The sequence below is a fragment of the Nocardiopsis sp. M1B1 genome, assembly GCF_052466615.1.
Window position 1 is genome coordinate 6,769,722 of the sequence record NZ_CP196194.1, and the last position, 17,015, is coordinate 6,786,736.

Annotated in this window: 13 protein-coding genes and 1 tRNA gene; 8 read left to right on the plus strand and 6 right to left on the minus strand. The window is 71.6% G+C overall.

The window, feature by feature from the left end; genetic code table 11:
- Positions 1–35 precede the first annotated feature (35 nt).
- Positions 36–1,499, minus strand: a complete 1,464-nt coding sequence (locus ACSTA4_RS29330; RefSeq protein ID WP_444961900.1) for an NAD-dependent succinate-semialdehyde dehydrogenase — start codon at positions 1,497–1,499, stop codon at positions 36–38.
- A 146-nt stretch (positions 1,500–1,645) separates the two neighbouring features.
- On the opposite strand from ACSTA4_RS29330, the gene ACSTA4_RS29335 reads away from it, so the two are divergent.
- From ACSTA4_RS29335 to ACSTA4_RS29365, 7 genes are all read left to right on the plus strand, one after another.
- Positions 1,646–2,902 carry an aspartate aminotransferase family protein gene (locus ACSTA4_RS29335; protein WP_274975496.1) on the plus strand — a complete coding sequence of 419 codons (1,257 nt, stop codon included), beginning with the start codon at positions 1,646–1,648 and terminating at the stop codon, positions 2,900–2,902.
- 148 nt (positions 2,903–3,050) lie between these two features.
- Positions 3,051–4,214 (plus strand): hypothetical protein, encoded by a 1,164-nt coding sequence (locus ACSTA4_RS29340; protein ID WP_444961901.1) that lies wholly within the window; start codon positions 3,051–3,053, stop codon positions 4,212–4,214.
- A gap of 253 nt (positions 4,215–4,467) precedes the next feature.
- The gene (locus ACSTA4_RS29345; RefSeq protein ID WP_444961902.1) at positions 4,468–5,649 is read left to right on the plus strand and encodes a glycoside hydrolase family 64 protein; all 1,182 of its coding nucleotides are present in this window, start codon (positions 4,468–4,470) and stop codon (positions 5,647–5,649) included.
- A gap of 87 nt (positions 5,650–5,736) precedes the next feature.
- Complete coding sequence (locus ACSTA4_RS29350) at positions 5,737–6,672, plus strand: glycoside hydrolase family 16 protein (RefSeq protein WP_444961903.1); 936 nt, start codon at positions 5,737–5,739, stop codon at positions 6,670–6,672.
- Positions 6,673–6,871: 199 nt separating this feature from the next.
- Positions 6,872–6,947: transfer RNA gene (locus ACSTA4_RS29355), tRNA-Arg, on the plus strand.
- A gap of 552 nt (positions 6,948–7,499) precedes the next feature.
- Positions 7,500–8,372, plus strand: a complete 873-nt coding sequence (locus ACSTA4_RS29360; protein WP_444961904.1) for a CoA transferase subunit A — start codon at positions 7,500–7,502, stop codon at positions 8,370–8,372.
- Entirely contained in the window at positions 8,369–9,160 is a 792-nt protein-coding gene (locus ACSTA4_RS29365) for a CoA-transferase subunit beta (protein ID WP_444961905.1), read from the plus strand. Before ACSTA4_RS29360 ends, ACSTA4_RS29365 begins: the two co-directional genes overlap by 4 nt.
- Positions 9,161–9,251: 91 nt before the next feature.
- Here the strand turns inward: ACSTA4_RS29365 and ACSTA4_RS29370 are convergent, their stop codons facing one another.
- Together ACSTA4_RS29370 and ACSTA4_RS29375 are read right to left on the minus strand one after the other, a co-directional pair.
- Positions 9,252–9,824, minus strand: coding sequence for a DUF4232 domain-containing protein (locus ACSTA4_RS29370; protein WP_444961906.1), 573 nt, complete (start codon positions 9,822–9,824; stop codon positions 9,252–9,254).
- A gap of 240 nt (positions 9,825–10,064) precedes the next feature.
- Positions 10,065–11,177: an LPXTG cell wall anchor domain-containing protein gene (locus tag ACSTA4_RS29375; RefSeq protein WP_444961907.1), complete on the minus strand. Its 1,113-nt coding sequence runs from the start codon at positions 11,175–11,177 to the stop codon at positions 10,065–10,067.
- Positions 11,178–11,650: 473 nt separating this feature from the next.
- Here ACSTA4_RS29375 and ACSTA4_RS29380 point away from each other — a divergent pair, with 473 nt between their 5' ends.
- Entirely contained in the window at positions 11,651–12,907 is a 1,257-nt protein-coding gene (locus ACSTA4_RS29380) for an FAD-binding protein (RefSeq protein WP_444961908.1), read from the plus strand.
- A gap of 66 nt (positions 12,908–12,973) precedes the next feature.
- Here ACSTA4_RS29380 and ACSTA4_RS29385 read toward each other — a convergent pair whose 3' ends face one another.
- From ACSTA4_RS29385 to ACSTA4_RS29395, 3 genes are all read right to left on the minus strand, one after another.
- Positions 12,974–14,677: a choice-of-anchor I family protein gene (locus ACSTA4_RS29385; protein ID WP_444961909.1), complete on the minus strand. Its 1,704-nt coding sequence runs from the start codon at positions 14,675–14,677 to the stop codon at positions 12,974–12,976.
- A gap of 480 nt (positions 14,678–15,157) precedes the next feature.
- Positions 15,158–15,571: a hypothetical protein gene (locus ACSTA4_RS29390; RefSeq protein ID WP_274975508.1), complete on the minus strand. Its 414-nt coding sequence runs from the start codon at positions 15,569–15,571 to the stop codon at positions 15,158–15,160.
- Between the two features lie 428 nt (positions 15,572–15,999).
- Entirely contained in the window at positions 16,000–16,758 is a 759-nt protein-coding gene (locus tag ACSTA4_RS29395) for a protein phosphatase 2C domain-containing protein (protein WP_444961910.1), read from the minus strand.
- Between the last annotated feature and the right edge of the window lie 257 nt (positions 16,759–17,015).

A 17,015-nucleotide genomic window follows, 5' to 3' on the forward strand; every position in this document is an offset into this window, starting at 1 on the left:
GCACAGGCGAACCTCCGGATCGCCGGGAGATCCGGTCAGATTCCGCCGATGCCGACGTACTTGGTCTCCAGGAACTCGTCGATGCCGACCCGGCCGCCCTCGCGGCCCAGACCGGAGTGCTTGACCCCGCCGAAGGGCGCGGCCGGGTTGGAGACCACGCCCTGGTTGAGGCCGACCATGCCGGTCTCCAGGTTCTCGCTGACCCGCAGCGCCCGGTTGAGGTCGCGGGTGTAGACGTAGCTGACCAGGCCGTACTCGGTGTCGTTGGCGGCCCGCAGCGCCTCGTCCTCCGTCTCGAAGGGCAGCACGGGGGCCACCGGGCCGAAGATCTCGGTGGTGGACAGCTCGGCCTCGAAGGGCACGTCGGCGAGCACGGTGGGCTTGTAGAAGTGGCCCGGACCGTCGCCGGGGCCGCCGCCGACCAGCACGCGGGCGCCCTTGCCCACGGCGTCGTCCACCAGGCCCTGCACCTTGTCGCGGGCCTTGTCGTCGATGAGCGGGCCCACGTCGACGCCCTCGTCCACGCCGCGGCCCAGGCGAAGCGCGCCCATGCGGCGGCTGAGGCGCTCGGCGAACTCCTCGGCGATGCCCGCCTGGGCGTAGATGCGGTTGGCGGCGGTGCAGGCCTCGCCGATGTTGCGCATCTTGGCGAGCATCGCGCCGTCCACGGCGGCGTCCATGTCGGCGTCGTCGAAGACCAGGAAGGGCGCGTTGCCGCCCAGCTCCATGGAGGTGCGCAGGACCTGCCCGGCGCTCTGTTCGAGGAGCTTGCGGCCCACGGCGGTGGAACCGGTGAAGGAGACCTTGCGGATGCGCCCGTCGCTGAGCAGGGGCTCGGTGACCGAACCCGGGTCCGTGGTGGGGATGACGCTGAGGACGCCCTCGGGGAGCCCGGCCTCGGAGAGGATGCCCGCCAGGGCGAGGGCGGACAGGGGCGTCTGGTGGGCGGGCTTGAGGATCATGGTGCACCCCGCGGCGATGGCGGGGCCGATCTTGCGGGTGCCCATCGCCATGGGGAAGTTCCAGGGGGTGATGAGCATGCAGGGGCCGACCGCCTGGCGCATGACCAGGAAGCGGGACTTGCCGTCGGGCGAGGTGGAGAACCTCCCCTCGATGCGCACGGCCTCCTCGGAGAACCAGCGCAGGAACTCGGCGGCGTAGGCGATCTCGCCCCGCGCCTCGGCCAGGGGCTTGCCCATCTCCAGGGTCATCAGGACCGCCAGGTCCTCCCGGCGCTCCATGAGCAGCTCGTAGCCCCGGTACAGGATCTCGCCGCGGTCCCTGGGCGCCGTGCGCATCCAGTCGGCCTGGGCCCGGTGCGCCGCGTCCAGGGCGTCGAGCGCGTCCTCCTTCCCCGCGTCCGCGACCTCGCAGAGCACCTCGCGGGTGGAGGGGTCCTCCACCTCGAAGGCGTTCCCGGAGGCGGCGTCGCGCCACGTCCCGCCGATGAACAGCCTCTTGTCCACCTGCGCGACGACCCGTGCTTCCTGATCCGACATGTTCGCTACTCCCCGGTCGAGATTCGGCCTGTGGTCAGAACTGCCCAACGTGCGCCCACTGGACACCGTCGCCGCACGGATGTTTCCATAGCAGCGTCGATTGTCAACAATCCTACGGAACACGCGACACGGAATCGAGGCCACGCATGGCGGAGCTCTCCCCGATCCTCAAGCAGGCGACACCGGTCGTCGCCGCCCGAGGCGAGGGCGCCTACATCTACGACGAGGACGACCGCCGCTATCTCGACTTCACCGCCGGCATCGGCGTCACCAGCACCGGCCACTGCCACCCCCGCGTCGTGGCCGCCGCGCAGGAGCAGGTGGGGACCCTGGTGCACGGCCAGTACACCACCGTGATGCACCGGCCGCTGCTGCGGCTCACCGAGCGGCTGGGAGAGGTGCTGCCCGCCGGGCTCGACCGGCTGTTCTACGTGAACTCGGGCAGCGAGGCCGTCGAGGCCGCCCTGCGGCTGGCCCGGCAGGCGACCGGCCGACAGAACGTCATCGTGTTCCAGGGGTCCTTCCACGGGCGCACCATGGGCGCCGCGTCGCTGACCACGTCCGGGGTCAAGATCCGGGCGGGCATCGGCCCGCTGATGCCCGGCGTGGTGGTCTCGCCGTTCCCGTACGCCTACCGGCTGGGCGTGTCCGAGGCCGACGCGGTCGCGTACGCGCTGCGCGAGCTGGACTACCTGTTCGCCACGGTCACCTCGCCCAAGGACACGGCCGCCGTGTTCATCGAGCCGGTGCTGGGCGAGGGCGGCTACGTGCCGGTGCCCGCGGCCTTCCTCCAGGGTCTGCGCGAGCGCGCCGACCGGCACGGGTTCCTGCTGGTCGCGGACGAGGTGCAGACCGGCTTCGGGCGCACGGGCACGTTCTGGGGCCACGAGCCCTCGGGCATCCGGCCGGACGTGGTCATCACCGCCAAGGGGCTGGCCAGCGGCTTCCCGCTGTCGGCGATCGCCGCCCCCGCCGCGATCATGGAGAAGGCCTGGCCGGGCTCCCAGGGCGGGACCTACGGCGGCAACGCGGTGTCCTGCGCCGCGGCCCTGGCGACCCTGGACGTGATCCAGGAGGAGGGCCTGGTGGAGAACGCCGCGCGCATGGGCGAGCGGCTGCGGCTGGGCCTGGAGAAGGTGGCGGAGGCTAACCCGGTCATCGGCGACGTGCGCGGCCGGGGGCTGATGCTCGGCAACGAGTTCACCGCCGCCGACGGGACGCCGGACGGCGCCACCGCGCTGCGCGCCCAGCAGGCCGCGGCCCGGCACGGGCTCCTGCTGCTCACCTGCGCCCCCGACGGGAACGTGGTGCGGATGATCCCGCCGCTCATCGTCGACGGCGACCAGGTCGACAGCGCGGTGTCGCTGTGGGCCGCCGCCGTGGAGGAGGCCGTCGCGGGCTGAGGCGGGATTCGTGACCGCCGCCCCGGTACGGATTCCGTGCCGGGGCGGTAACGTGCGGTGCGGACCCCCGAGAAACCGCGCGTCCGAAACGCGTGTCCGAAACGGAGGGGCCGAGCGCGGCGAACCGCACGCGAGAGGAGCCGAACCAGTGTCGGACAGCCGGTGGAAGGTCGCGGACAGCACGCACGGGGGCGCACGTCCCGTCCTGGACCCCTCACTGCCTCCCCGCCTCTCCGGAAGGCTCCGGAAGCATCTGCCCTTCCTGCGCTCGAAGCGGGCCTGGGCCAAGCAGCCCCGGCTCCCGAACCGGACGCGCATGGCGGCGGGCGGGACCGCGGTGGCCGCGCTGAGCCTGCTCTGGGCCCTGGTCAGCGGACCCCTCCTGGTGTGGTCGGTCCCCCTGTACTTCCTGGGCCTGCTGGCGCAGGCCGCGGTCGTGGGCGCCGCCGGACTCGCCGTCACCCGCGTGCGCCCGAGGTCCCTGCTGCCGCGGTGGCTGTCGCGGACCTCGCGGCGCCGGTCCTGGCAGGCGTTCTCCCTGACCTTCGTGCCCGCCACCCTGACGAGCTGGTTCCTCGCCCTGGCGGGTCCGGAGTGGGCCTTCAACCTCTACTGGTTCGTGCCGGGCGCGGTGTACGCGGCCGCCGCCCTGTGGGCGGGGTGGTGGTGGCCCCGGGGCGACCGGCTGGCCGCGGCGCACGCGAACCGCTACCTGGTGCCCGCGAACCTGGGTCGGCAGGGCGCCCGCCTGCTGCTGGACGTGCAGAGGACGATCGGGACCGTCGAGGAGGCCGACCTGCGGCTGGGCGACTCCTTCGACGCGGCCCAGCCCCTGTCGGTCCTGCGCGCCGAGGAGTGGCGGATCGCCTCGCTGCTGCACCGGCACGAGCGGATCAGGGAGGAGTACGTGGCGGACTCCCTCGACGCCGTCTCGGAGCGGGTGCTCGCCGTGCTGGACCAGCAGCACGAACGGCACGAGGCCGTGTACCGCGAGCTGGCGGCGCGGGTGGATGCGATCCGCGACTACGGCGCGTCCGTCGAGGAGGCCCTGGCCGCGCACACCGAGTGGGAGCAGGTCCAAAGGGTCGAGGAGCGCCAGCGCGAGCTGGACCTGCTCCTCGTCCAGGTGGACTCCGACGGCGGCAACGCCGACCAGCTGCACGGCGAGGCCCTGAACGCGCGCGCCGTCAGGGAGACCAGGGACGAGCTGATCGACCGGATGCTGGAGGCGGGCCGCTCCCTGGAGTCCGGGGCCGCCGGGTCGGCCGAAGCCGCCCTGCCGACGGAGACCGCCGAGGGCGCGAGGGCGTAGACCGGGAGCCGCGGAACCCCCGTGAACCCCGGCCCACCAAGGGGAGAACTTCTGTGGACGCTCATCCGCCGAAAACGTTCACCCGTAGAGCCGAAAATCATTCGGCCAGGGAGTGACATGAGTCACATGGCAACTTTGTTACCAGTGAGAACACGAGAACGTCGCGAACGGATCGTGACCACGGGTTGACGCGGCTCTTCGGGGGTCGTCAGATTGGGCGCGTCTTACCAGCCCCTCCAGTGAGGCGACCCCCATGATCGACCGAAGACTGTTCCTCGGCGGCGCATCGCTCGCCACCGTCGGCACCCTGCTCGTCACGAGCGGTTGCTCCCGTACGGAGAGCAACGGCGAACTCACCTCGGGCGGCGGTCAGGCCGGCGCCCTTCCGGTGACGGTCGCCAACGAGACCGGGACCTTCCCCGACAGTGAGATCCGCGCCTACGTCGTGGGCACCGACCTGACCACGAACACGCAGTCCTGGGTCGACGCCGACGGCGTCGCGCACCCGGTCGCGGAGTCCGACAACACCGACGAAGGGTTCACCGACTACTCGATCCCGCTGGACTCCGTCAGCGAGCTGACCCTGCCGTTCATGTCGGGACGGGTGTACTTCGCCCTCGGCGGCAAGCTCCGGTTCAAGGTCGTCACCGACGGCAACGGCAGGCCCGCGCTCCAGTACCCGGCGGGCTGGGTCGAGTCCGACCCCAGCCACGGGGTGCTCCACGACACCGTGGAGTTCACCCACAACGAGACCGGCATGTACTGCAACACCAGCATGGTGGACCAGTTCAGCGTGCCGCTGGCCATCCGCCTCCGGGGCGAGGCCGACCAGACCACCGGCGCGTTCGTGCCGGGCGGCCGCGACGCGGTCTTCGCCAAGCTCTCCGCCGACCCCGTCTTCTCGTCGCTCGTGCTGCGCGAGGGAGAACTCGTCATCGCCCCCGGGCACGGGCTGGACGCCGGACTGTTCCCCGCCGACTACTACGACTCCTACATCGACCAGGTCTGGGAGCGCTACAGCACCACCGACCTGCGCGTCACCACCAACGCCGGGACCTTCACCGGCCGCGTGGACGGCTCGGGCAACCTGGTCTTCGACGGCGGCGTGGCCCCGATCCCCAAGCCCTCCACCCGCGACGTCTTCTTCTGCGACGGCGCCCTGGCGGCCCCCAACGACGGCATCACCGGTCCGGTGGCCGCGATCCTGGGCGCGGCGTTCAACCGCTCGACCCTGCTGGACACCGCCGAGCACCCGGTCACCGACCCCGCGGCGTTCTACAACCACGAGACCACCAACCGCTACGCGGCGGTCTTCCACGAGAACACCGTGGACGGCAAGGCCTACGGCTTCGCCTTCGACGACGTGTCGAACTTCGCCTCCTACGTCCAGGACCACGCGCCGGTGTCCCTCGACGTGACGCTGACCGCGTTCTAGCGCCTCCCGGGCCGGGGCCCCTCAAGACCGGAGGCCCCGGCCCAGCCCCTGCTCCCGGCTGTTCTCCCCGAAACCGAGGTGTTCCCCGTGCCCACCCGCATCCGTCCCGGCCACATCGCCCTGGCCTGCGCCGTCGCACTCCCCCTGACCGCCTGCGCGACGGGCTCCCCCGTCGAGGTCGAGACCGTCGCCGACCAGACCTCCGCGTCGTGCGGCCTGTTCTTCGACGACTTCGACTACACCGGCCCCGACGACCCGGCCCTGCGCGGCCAGGGCTGGAACGTCCGCAGCTGGCCCGGCGGCCCCGGCGTGCCCGGCGCGTCCTGGGACGCCGACAACATCTCCTTCGCCGAGGAGAGCGGCGACTCCCTGCTGCGCCTGACCTCGACCACGGACGGCACCCCGGCGGGCACCAGCCAGGCCGAGCTGACCTTCGGCGAGGAGAAGTTCCACGAGGGCACCTACGCCGCCAAGGTCGAGTTCGCCGACGCCCCGGTCTCCGGCCAGGACGGCGACACCGTGCTCCAGACCTTCTACACGATCACGCCCCTGGCCTACGACAACGATCCCGCCTACAGCGAGCTCGACTTCGAGTACCTGCCCAACTCGGGTTGGGGCGCCCCGGCGGAGGCCATGTACCTGACCTCGTACCACACCTACCAGCGCGACCCCTGGGTCGCGGACAACACCAGCGACGTGGTGAACCGCTCCTTCGACGGATGGCGCGACCTGGTGGTCCAGGTGACGGACGGCGTGGTCCGCTACTACGTGGACACGCACCTGGTGGCCGAGCACAGCGGGAAGTACTACCCCTCGTCACCGATGTCGATCAACTTCAACCAGTGGTTCGTCGACATGAGCGGCCACACCGGCGGCCCGAGCACCTACGTACAGGACGTGGACTGGGTGTACCACCAGCAGGGCGAGGCCGTGGCCCCCGAGGAGGTCAACCGGCGCGTGGGCGCGCAGCGCGACGCGGGCGTCTCCCGCGTCGACGGGGTGGTCCTCGACGGAACCTGCTGACGCTCCCGCCCGTCCGCCGGGCGGCGGTCCCGGCACGACGCGGTCGCGTCGGGGCCGCCGCCGCTCGGCCCCGGACCGCCCGGCGGACGGGGACCGGCATGACCGGTCGCACACTCACAAAACGGTTCGAGGCCCTCTGACACCGTGATAGAGTCAAAGACGTCGCCAGGGAGACCGGGCGACACACAACTGAAAACCTGCACTCGTAGCTCAATGGATAGAGCATCTGACTACGGATCAGAAGGTTGGGGGTTCGAGTCCTCCCGAGTGCGCCACCTTGAGACAGTGGAGAAACCGCCGGACCCGCACACCACACGGGCCCGGCGGTTTCTTTTGTGCTGCCCGGCATCCGGCTGACAGCGGCCGGATCCGGCCCCTTACGGACGGCTGTGGCGAATACGCGGTGCGGAGTTCAGCGCACCACGGCCCACGGGGACGGCCCCGACCGACCTGGCATGCGAGTCCGGTCATATGGCGCTTTCCGTGCCCCCAACGTGTCCACCGATGCGGGCCACGAGGGCCAGAAACCCCCGAAGCCCTTCGCTCCCCGACGCTTGTCACGTTCCTCGTCGCCGTCGACGCACCTGGCGTAGACCCGCAGCGACACTCTTGACCATGCCCCGTCCGGGCCGCCGCCCGAGCGGGGCCGATCCGTCGAGGTCGGTACTCATGTCGGCTCATGCCGGCCAGCACCACCCCGACGACCGCGCTGGTCACCGGACTGTCGGCGGTCGGAGTCCCTTGACTCGACGAGGGGCGGGGGATAGCTTTCGACCTATGATGTTCGCAATGAGTACAAGTATTCGAAATGCGCACAGGAGGGTTTTGTGATCGCCCCTCTGGACGAGGCTGTCCGGCAGCTCATCCATGACGGCGACACCGTCGCCCTGGAGGGGTTCACCCATCTCATCCCCGTGGCTGCCGGGCACGAGATCATCCGCCAGGGCCTGCGCGACCTCACCCTGGTGCGCATGACGCCCGACATCGTCTACGACCAGCTCATCGGCGCCGGGTGTGCCAGGAAACTCGTCTTCTCCTGGGGCGGCAACCCCGGCGTGGGCTCGCTGCACCGCTTCCGCGACGCCGTCACCTCCTTCTGGCCGGTGCCGTTGGAGATCGAGGAGCACAGCCACGCCGGAATGGCCAACCGCTACATGGCGGGCGCCTCCGGGCTGCCCTTCGCCATCCTGCGCGGCTACTCCGGCACCGACCTGGTCGAGCACAACCCCAACATCAAGACCGTCACCTGCCCCTTCACCAGGCAGGAACTGGCCGCCGTCCCAGCGCTCAACCCCGACGTGGCCGTGATCCACGCGCAGAGGGCGGACACCCGGGGCAACGTCCAGCTGTGGGGCATCACCGGCATCCAGAAGGAGGCCGCGCTGGCCTCCGAACGGGTGCTGGTCACGGTGGAGGAGGTCGTGGACACCCTCGTTCCCGTCCCCGGCCAGGTGATCCTGCCCGCGCGCGTGGTCGACCGGGTCAGCGTCGTCCCCGGCGGCGCCGCGCCCTCCTACGCGCACGGCTACTACGAGCGCGACAACGAGGCCTACCGGGCCTGGGACGCGGTCGGACGCGACCGCGAGGCCTTCACCGCCTGGCTCGCGGACCTCACTAACGGCGCCCGGACCCCCTCCGCCCCCGCGTCATCCGCGACCTCTAGCACCAGCGACACCAAACCTGTTGGGAGAGGCGCGTGACCACCGTGACCTGGACCTCCGACGAGATCATGACCGTGACCGCGGCGCGTTCGCTGCGCGAGGGGATGTCCTGCTTCGTCGGCATCGGCCTGCCCAGCACCGCCGCGAACGTGGCCCGCCGCACCCACGCCCCCGACCTGTGGATGGTCTACGAGTCAGGCACCCTGGGCGCCGTCCCCGACCACCTGCCGCTGTCCATCGGCGACGGCGTCCTCGCCGACACCGCCGACACCGTGGTCTCGGTCCCCGAGGTCTTCAACTACTGGCTCCAGGCCGGACGGATCGACGTCGGCTTCCTCGGCGCCGCCCAGATCGACCGGTACGCCAACATCAACACCACCGTCATCGGCGACTACACGGACCCGAGGGTGCGCCTGCCCGGGGCGGGCGGCGCCCCCGAGATCGCCGCCTCCTGCCGCGAGGTCGTCGTCATCATGCGGCACAGCTCCCGCGCCTTCGTCGAGAAGGTCGACTTCGTCACCTCGGTCGGCCACGGCTCGGGCCCCGGCGACCGCGAGCGCCTGGGCCTGCGCGGCGCCGGTCCGGTGCGGGTGATCACCGACCTGGGCGTGCTGGAGCCCGACCCCGTCACCCGCGAACTCGTCCTGACCGGTATCCACCCCGGCGTGGCGCTGGACGCGGTCCGCGAGGCCACCGGCTGGGACCTCACCGTCGCCCGGGATCTCGCTCAGACCTCACCGCCCACCGGCACGGAACTCTCCGTCCTACGCGATCTCATCGGCCCAGAGCCGCTCGGCGGCCAGCACGGGCCACGTCACCCGGTGTGACGTGGCATGACGGAGAAGAGAAGCGATACGCCGATACCGCCGGGACGCAAGCGCGGCCCGGCCCGCCAGGGCCGGGCCGCACCGGGCCGGATCAGGCCGGGGTGATCTCGGAAACGGTGGACGCGCCCAGGTCCGGGTTGACGCAGACGCGGTCGTTCCCGTCCGTGGGCACGTAGGCGGAGCCCTCGTCGTTCTGGAGGAACAGGTGGGCCCCGGCCACCTCGGTGGGGTTGCACTCCTCGGGGTCGTAGACCTCCGGGTTGGGGCGGGACACGGTCACCGCGGCCGCGTCGCCCGGGTAAAGCGCGAAGACGCTGCCGTCCTGCCCCTCGGTTTCCGCTTCGGCCCCGATGAGGTTGCCGTCGGGCTGGCCCCAGTACATGCTCGCGAGGGAGGGGTACATGGTGCACGCCACGTCGTCCTCGGGGCTGAGCGGTTCCTGCTTGACCAGCTCGAACTCGATGTGGACGGTACCGGCCGCGCCCTCGCGCGCCGTCTCGGCCACCTCGAAGTCCGCCGCAGTGCAGTCGCGGACGCTCATGGCGCCCGCACCGGAGTCGGCGGTTCCGGCGACCGCGGGCGCGGACGCGAGCAGGAGTGCGGGCAGCGACACGGCGCCCAGGGCTACGGCTCTGACCGGACCGATGCGAAACGCGCTCGTCATGGCGAACATCCCCTCATCCCGTGTTGCGTGTTCCTTCTGCCGGCGTCGGTCCATGACCGACTGGTCATGGTGTGACGCCGATCCCCTCTGTGTCGTTCTCTCCCGAAACCGATTTAAACAACGTTTACCGATGCGGTGCCGAGCGAATCGCCCGGCTCCTCGGAGAGACCTGGCCACACGGCGCGGCACCCGGGGATCTGGTCCCCGGGTGCCGCGTCGGGTTCGGGCAGCCGCCCCCGGTCAGGCCTCGCCGGCCTCCCCGACGGTCGCGGAGGCGTTCCTCCTGCGGCGCGTCACGTAGACGGCGGCTCCGCCTCCGGCAGCGATCGCGGCACCGGCGGCGATCAGACCCGCGACCGGGCTCCCGGTCTGCGCCAGAGGACCGCCGGAGCCGTTCGCTGCTCCCGCCTCGGAGGGGTCGCGGCCATCGGCGTCGTCCACGTCACCGGCGGTGCCGTCGTCACCGTCCTGGCCGTTTCCGCCCTCGGCGCCCTCGTCCCCACCGCCGCTTCCGTCCTCACCGTCACCGGGCCCCTCGGCGCCGGGCCCCTCGGCGCCGGGCTCCTCGTCGGGGTCCTCGGAGCCGGGGTCCTCTCCGCCGTCACCGGGCTCCTCGCCGCCACCGGGCTCCTCCGGAGCAGCGGGCTCGGTGTCCGAGGCCACGATGGTCTCGCCGACCCCGTAGGAGACGCTGAACCCCTCGTCGGGGAAGGTCACGACCATGTCCAGGGTCTGGACTCCACCCCACAGGTCGACCCTTCCCAGATCGGAGTCCCTGAGCGTGTCGCTCCAGGGAGCCTCGTCGACGGAGAGGGAGATCTCGGCGCCGAGTTCGTTCACCTCGACGGACTCGGTGCCCGGCTCGTGGGAGAACTCCCTGCCACCGGCCCAGTTCTGGACGGCCTCGATCTGGGTGCCGGTGAAGGACGCCCGGAGGAGCGGTTCGTCGGAACCCCCCTCGGGGTTCGCGAGACCGGGCTGGGAGACCCCGCCCTCGGCCGCAGCCCGCATGGCCTCGACATCGGCCGCCGTCAGCTCGATCCGGAGCTCGTCGAAAATCACGAGGGAGCGGATCTGGTCCCTGTCCACGTCTGACAGGACGGAGGTGCGGGAGAGGGCGAAGACCTCGCCGCCGAAGGCGTCCAGGTACCGGTTGGTGCCGTGGAAGTCGGCCATCCTCGGGTGGAACGCGGTGATTTCGGCCTCGCCCGCGACGTTCGCGTGCGCGTAGCCGATCTCTCCGTTCTCAGCGTGGGCGGGAACCGCCGCCGCGATGCCGAGCGCGCCGAATGCCGCGAAGGCGACGCCTCCCTGCAGCGCGCGACGTGCGGGGACGGGGGAAAAGAATGTCAAGGGAATCCTCGTTCGGATCAATCCGGTCCGCTTTTCTCGGACCGGCCATGGGGGATCGCGGACGCGCTGTGCCCTCGACCGGTGGGGAGGGGAGAGCGCCGTCCGGGGCCGCGGGTCGGGCCCGGCGGAGGCGGGTGCGGCACTCCGCCGTCGAGAAACAATCCTAATGCCGAATTCTCCTCGGAGAGACGAACCGCGACAACAAAATCATAACCGGACAGCCATTCCGTTCCAGACGGCATCCGTTTCTTTCGGAAATCGTTAAAGGAAAACCGCCAACCTTACGACGTTTGGAACGTCGTACCAGGTGTCCGGACGCGCACGGGGACTCCCGGCGCGGACGACCGGTCGCCAGCGTCGTCCCGGACGAACCGCGGGGAGGGCCGCCCGGCTATCCTCCGGGAAGCCGCCTGCCGTGGCGGCGCCCGGGAAGCCGGGGCCGTACGCCGCTCGTCCCACCCACGGAGCGCCCCATGCCAGCACCCCACGCGCGGACCACCAACTGGGCAGGCAACGTGACCTTCGCCAGCCCGCGGGTCCACCGGCCCCGGACGCTGGACGAACTGCGCCGCGTCGTCCGCGACAGCGCGCGGATCCGCGCCCTGGGCAGCGGCCACTCCTTCAACCTCGTCGCCGACTCCGACGCCGACCTGGTGCGCCTGGACGGGCTGCCCGCGGAGGCGGAGATCGACGCCGAGGGCCGGGCCGTCACCGTCACCGCCGGTACCCGCTACGCCGAACTGGTCACCGCGCTGCACGGGCGGGGGTTCGCGCTGGCGAACCTGGCCTCACTGCCGCACATCTCGGTCGCGGGCTCGTGCGCGACCGGCACCCACGGGTCCGGGGACGGCCAGCGCTGCCTGTCCGCCGCCGTGCGCGCGGTGCAGCTCCTGGGCCCCGACGGCGACCTCGCCTGGCTGAGCCGCGACGCGGACCCGGAGGTCTTCCCCGGCGCGGTGGTCGCGCTGGGCGCGCTCGGCGTCGTCACCCGGCTCTCCCTGGAGATCGAACCGGCGTTCACGGTGGCCCAGCGGGTCCGCGTCGGGGTGGCCCTGGACGAGGTGGCCGACCGCGTCGACGACGTGTTCGGCGCGGCCTACAGCGTCAGCCTGTTCACCGACTGGCTCGGGGAGGGCTCCGTGTGGCTCAAGCACCGCACCGACCGCCCCGAGGGCGCCTGGCGGGGCGGTCGGCCCGCGTCCGGGCCGGTGCACCCCGTCCCGGGGATGCCTCCGGAACCCGGCACCGAGCAGATGGGGGTCGTCGGCCCCTGGCACGAGCGGCTCCCGCACTTCCGCCCCGAGCTGGAGCCGAGCGCGGGCAAGGAGCTGCAGTCCGAGTTCTACGTGCCGCGCGAGGCCGCGGGCGCGGCGTTCGCGGCCCTGCGCGGGATCGGGCACCTGCTGGCCCCGGCGCTGTACGTCGCGGAGGTGCGCACGGTCCGCGCGGACGACCTGTGGCTGAGCCCCGCCCACGGCCGGGACTGCGTCACCTTCCACTTCACGTGGCTGCCGGACCCGCGGGCCGTGGCACCGGTCCTGGCGGCCGTGGAGGAGCGCCTCCTGCCGCTGGACGCCCGCCCCCACTGGGGCAAGCTGACCGCGATGGACCCGGCCGACATCACCGCCCGGTACGAGCGCGCGGCGGACTTCGCACGCCTCACACGCGCGCTCGATCCGGACGGCAAGTTCCGCAACGCCTTCACCGACGCGCTCTTCCCCCGCGGGTGAGAACGGGCCGGGGACGCCGGACCGCCTCGCCGGGCCCCCGCGAGGCGGCTCGGCGGCGGAGCGCGGTCAGGCCGGGTCGACCCGGTACAGGGTGGTCGAGCCGGACACCTCGTTGGCCACGGCCAGCACCGGCACGCCCCGGATCGGCGAGTCCGAGGCACTGATGAAGGCCAGGCCCTCCGCGCCCAGGTCGCCCGCCTCGCCGGTGCCGGGCTCGGCGGTGAAGTCGCGGTTGTTCAGGTACTGCACGAAGGACGCCTCCCGGGGGTCGGTGACGTCGTAGACCATCACGCCGCCCACCCGCTCCAGTCCCACGAACGCGTAGGTGCGGCCCGCCACCTCGCCGAGCACGACACCCTCGGGTTCGGGGCCCTTGTCGTCGCTGCGGTTGTCGAAGGCGTTCTCCGAGTGATTGGAGTTGAAGGACTCCGGCTCGGCCTCGGCGGTGATCCGCTCGAAGTCCGACCCCGAGTCGAAGAGCAGCTCGCCCCCGGCGGTGAAGATCGAGAACGAGCGTCCGCCGAACGCGTACACGTCCTCGTAGCAGCTGCCGTCCTCGCGCAGGCCCTCGGCGGCGGTGACCGTCAGCCTGCCCATGTTGGCCTCGTCGAGCAGTTCCCCGGTGCTGTCGACGCCCAGGTCGTTGTCGGCCAGGAACTCCCGGAGGCGCGGGGAGTCCTCGCACAGCGGGGTCTCCTCGGCCAGGTCGGCCAGGCGCGTCTCCTCGGAGTAGCCGTCCCAGTCGCGGGTGTCGCCCTCGTTCGCGGTGACCAGCAGGGTCTGGCCGCGCCAGCGGTAGGTGTCGAACCCGTCGGGCTGGTACATGCCGTACACCGGCCAGTTGGCGATGCGGATGCCGTCGTCCCGGTTCGACACGTCCAGCTCGTTGCCGGGCTCCATATGGTCCTTGAGGCCCAGGGGCACGATGTCGGTGAATTCGGCGGTGCGCAGGTCCAGCAGCGCGACGGCGTTGGCCTCCTGGAGCACCACCTGGGCGCTGTGGGCGGTGTCCGCGGAGATGTACTCCGGTTCCAGGTTGCGCGCCACCCGGCCCGGGGTGCCCGGTTCGCCGGTGGACAGGTCCGGCCCGAACACCCGCACCCCCGAGGGCAGCTCCCGCTCCCCGTCCCAGGCGCGGAAGTCGGCGGTGCGGACGTCGTCCTGGGTGACGGCGGCAGGCCTGCGGTTCACGCGGATGACGCTCACCGAGCCCTCGGGGTCGGCCGAGTAGTCGTCGGCGGGCTCCCCCTCGTTGGCCACCAGCAGCAGCCTGCCCTCGGGCGTGAAGGTAGCCATGTCCGGCAGGGCGCCGACCCGGACCGCGTTGAGCGCGGTGCCGTCGGTGTCGTAGAAGACCACCCAGCCGTCGTCGGTCCGGTCCGGGGCCTCCACCGCCACGGCCACGGTGTCGCCGTGGACCGCCACAGAGTTGGCGACCGCGCCCTCCGGCACCACCGAGCCGTCGGCCGCCTCGACCCCGGGCGTGCGCAGGTCGAACAGCTTGGCGGGGGCCGCGGGGTCGGAGACGTCGAGGACCTCCACCGCGGCGGCCAGGGCGTTGACCACGTACAGGCGCTGGGTGCGCGGGTCGTGGGCGACGATCTCCGCCGCCGCCTCGTCGAAGGAGCCGGTGCGGTAGCTGCCGAGGACGGACAGTTCGACGCCGTCGCGCCCGCCCTCGCGGGGCTCCTGCCGCTCCGCGTGTGCGGGGGCCGCCGTACCGGTGAGGGCGACGGCGAGGGACACCGCGGCCGCCGTGGTCTTGCGCATACGTGCTTCCTGGGGGCTCCGGGGGAATGGGCGCGGTCACGCCCGCGCCGAAGCCAACCAGGGGCGGACGAGATCGGGCTGAACGCCCGGTGGCGCGGGGGTGAAGGCGGGTGGCGACCGGTCCGAGGCGGCGGGGCCCGATGGGAGGGGGCCTCGGCCTCGGGCACGGGCGGCCCGTGGTCGGACGGAGAACCGGGCACTCGCGTACCAGCGCCGTGACGGCGGCCGTCCTCCGGCGACCCTATCGGTCGCGGGAATGTGCTTTACGCCGTCCTACCTGTGGAAATTCCGCGCGCATGGTGCCAAATCGGTGCATTGACACACCGACGCACCGGGGAAATCCGCGAGAAAACCGCTGCGGGCACGTGTCCGAACGGCACGGTAAAAGGGGGCGGCGCGGGTTCGACGGGTGTCGGGCTCCGGCGGCGACGAACGCCGCGGGGTCACCGGGAAAAGCCGGAGGGAAAGTCCCGGGGGAACTCAGTGACCGGCCGACCGGAGCCTGTGCCAGGCGGTCGTCCAGCGCTGGCGCTCAGCGGCGTCCTCACCGGCGCAGGCGGTCACGAAGGCCATCAGGAACACGTACCGGGGCAGCTGCGTCCCCTCTAGGACGTCCCGGAAGGTGGTCGCCCGCACCGCTCCCCCGCACAGGTACTCCAGCTCCAGGTAGGACCAGTCGCCCGCCCAGACCAGGTAGCGGCGCATGACCAGCAGGAACTCCGCGGGCGTCTTGGCGTCCAGGGGGTTGGGGCGGCCCTCGTAGCCGTCCAGGGCGCGGACGGTCGGGTGGCGCTCGACGGCGGAGCTGGGGGTGGTGAGGACCCGGTCGAGCCAGCTGGTGCGACCGAGGGACCGGTTCGGTCCGGTGGGTTCGAGGACGCCCGTGGTGGTCACACCTTCTCCTTTTCACCGGTCGGAATCGACGCCATGGGGGGTTCTCTCGTACGCGCCGCGCCTGTTCGGCGCACACGCGAGCGGGGGGATGGAGAGAACGGCGAAGGCCGGATACCAGCTGTTGTGGGGAGAACTCCGGCTCTTCGGTTACGGAGAAACCTACCGGATGAACACGGAACGCGAAAGCGCCTGGTGGCACGGTTTCGGAGAGGCGTTGGTCTCCCCCGTGTGTGACGTCGCCGCCGCCGATCCCACTGTTGTGTGCTTTTACCGCAAAGGACAACAAAGGTCATCTGGAGCACCGGGCAAAACGTCACCCATGGCGGTAGTGCCCGAAACGCGACCACCTGGGACGTCAGGGGGCAAGCTCCCGGGTTCACTAGATTAGTTTGTCCGAATATACAATTTAAGCGTGACCGTAACTGGGGTCACGGTGTCCACTCCAGCACGGTGGCGTCGTCGCTCCCCTTGCCGCGCGGATGACGGAGCCGGTCGGGATCGGCGGACTCCAGTTCGCGCACCCGGTCCAGCAGGGCGCGCGGCCCCCTGTCCGAAACCAGGGAGAACGCCTGGTCCCAATCCAGGTCCCCGAAGAGGTCCACCACCCGGCTCGCCCCGTCGGTCATGGCGGCGAAGCGCCCGAGGGGCAGGGTTCCGGTCAGCGCCTCCTCGGCCGCCCGGGGGTGGGCTCCCGCCGTCCAGAAACCCCCGGGAACGTTGCGGTACGCGCGGATGGCGCCCCAGGGGCTCCCCCTGCGGGTCAGGTCGGCCCTGAGGTCGTCCAGGCGTGTGTCGGTGAGCACGTGCACCCCGTCCACGCCCTCCACCAGCAGCACGGAGTCGGACAGCACCAGGTACTCCAGCGCGTCGGAGCCGGCCCGGACCACCACGACCGTGGCGGACGGGCTCTCCTGGTTGGCCAGGTCGCAGGTGTGCGCGTGCAGGGCGGAGGCCGTCGCGATCGCCTCGGCGAGGGCCTCGCGCAGGGGGAGCCCCGCGTCGGCCCCGGCCAGCAGCAGCGCGCCGAGCCGCCGGGTGTACCAGGCCACCCCGTGGGAGCAGCCCGTCTCCAGGTCCCGGGGCGCACTCGCCCCGTCCAGGAGGACCGCGCTGGTCGCGGTCGCCGCGGCGAAGTCCTCGTTGGGTCGGCCGGGGGCACCCGGCTCCGTGGCGACGCGGAAGGGCATTCCCGGGATCTCCCGTTCACGGACGGCACGTCTGTCGTGGGCACCGCGGCTCCGCCCCGGAGGCGCGCCGACCACGCATTACCTACCCCGGAAAGTTACACCCATGGAAGGCTCAGCTTCCGGGTAGGTGAACGTTTCAGTACTTTTCCGGAGACGGTCGGCATCGCACGGCCCGTCTCCGACAAGGACGCGAGCAGAGGAAGCTCCCCCCGCGACGGAAGCGGGGACCCGCACCCGCAAGGACCAGAACAGGAACC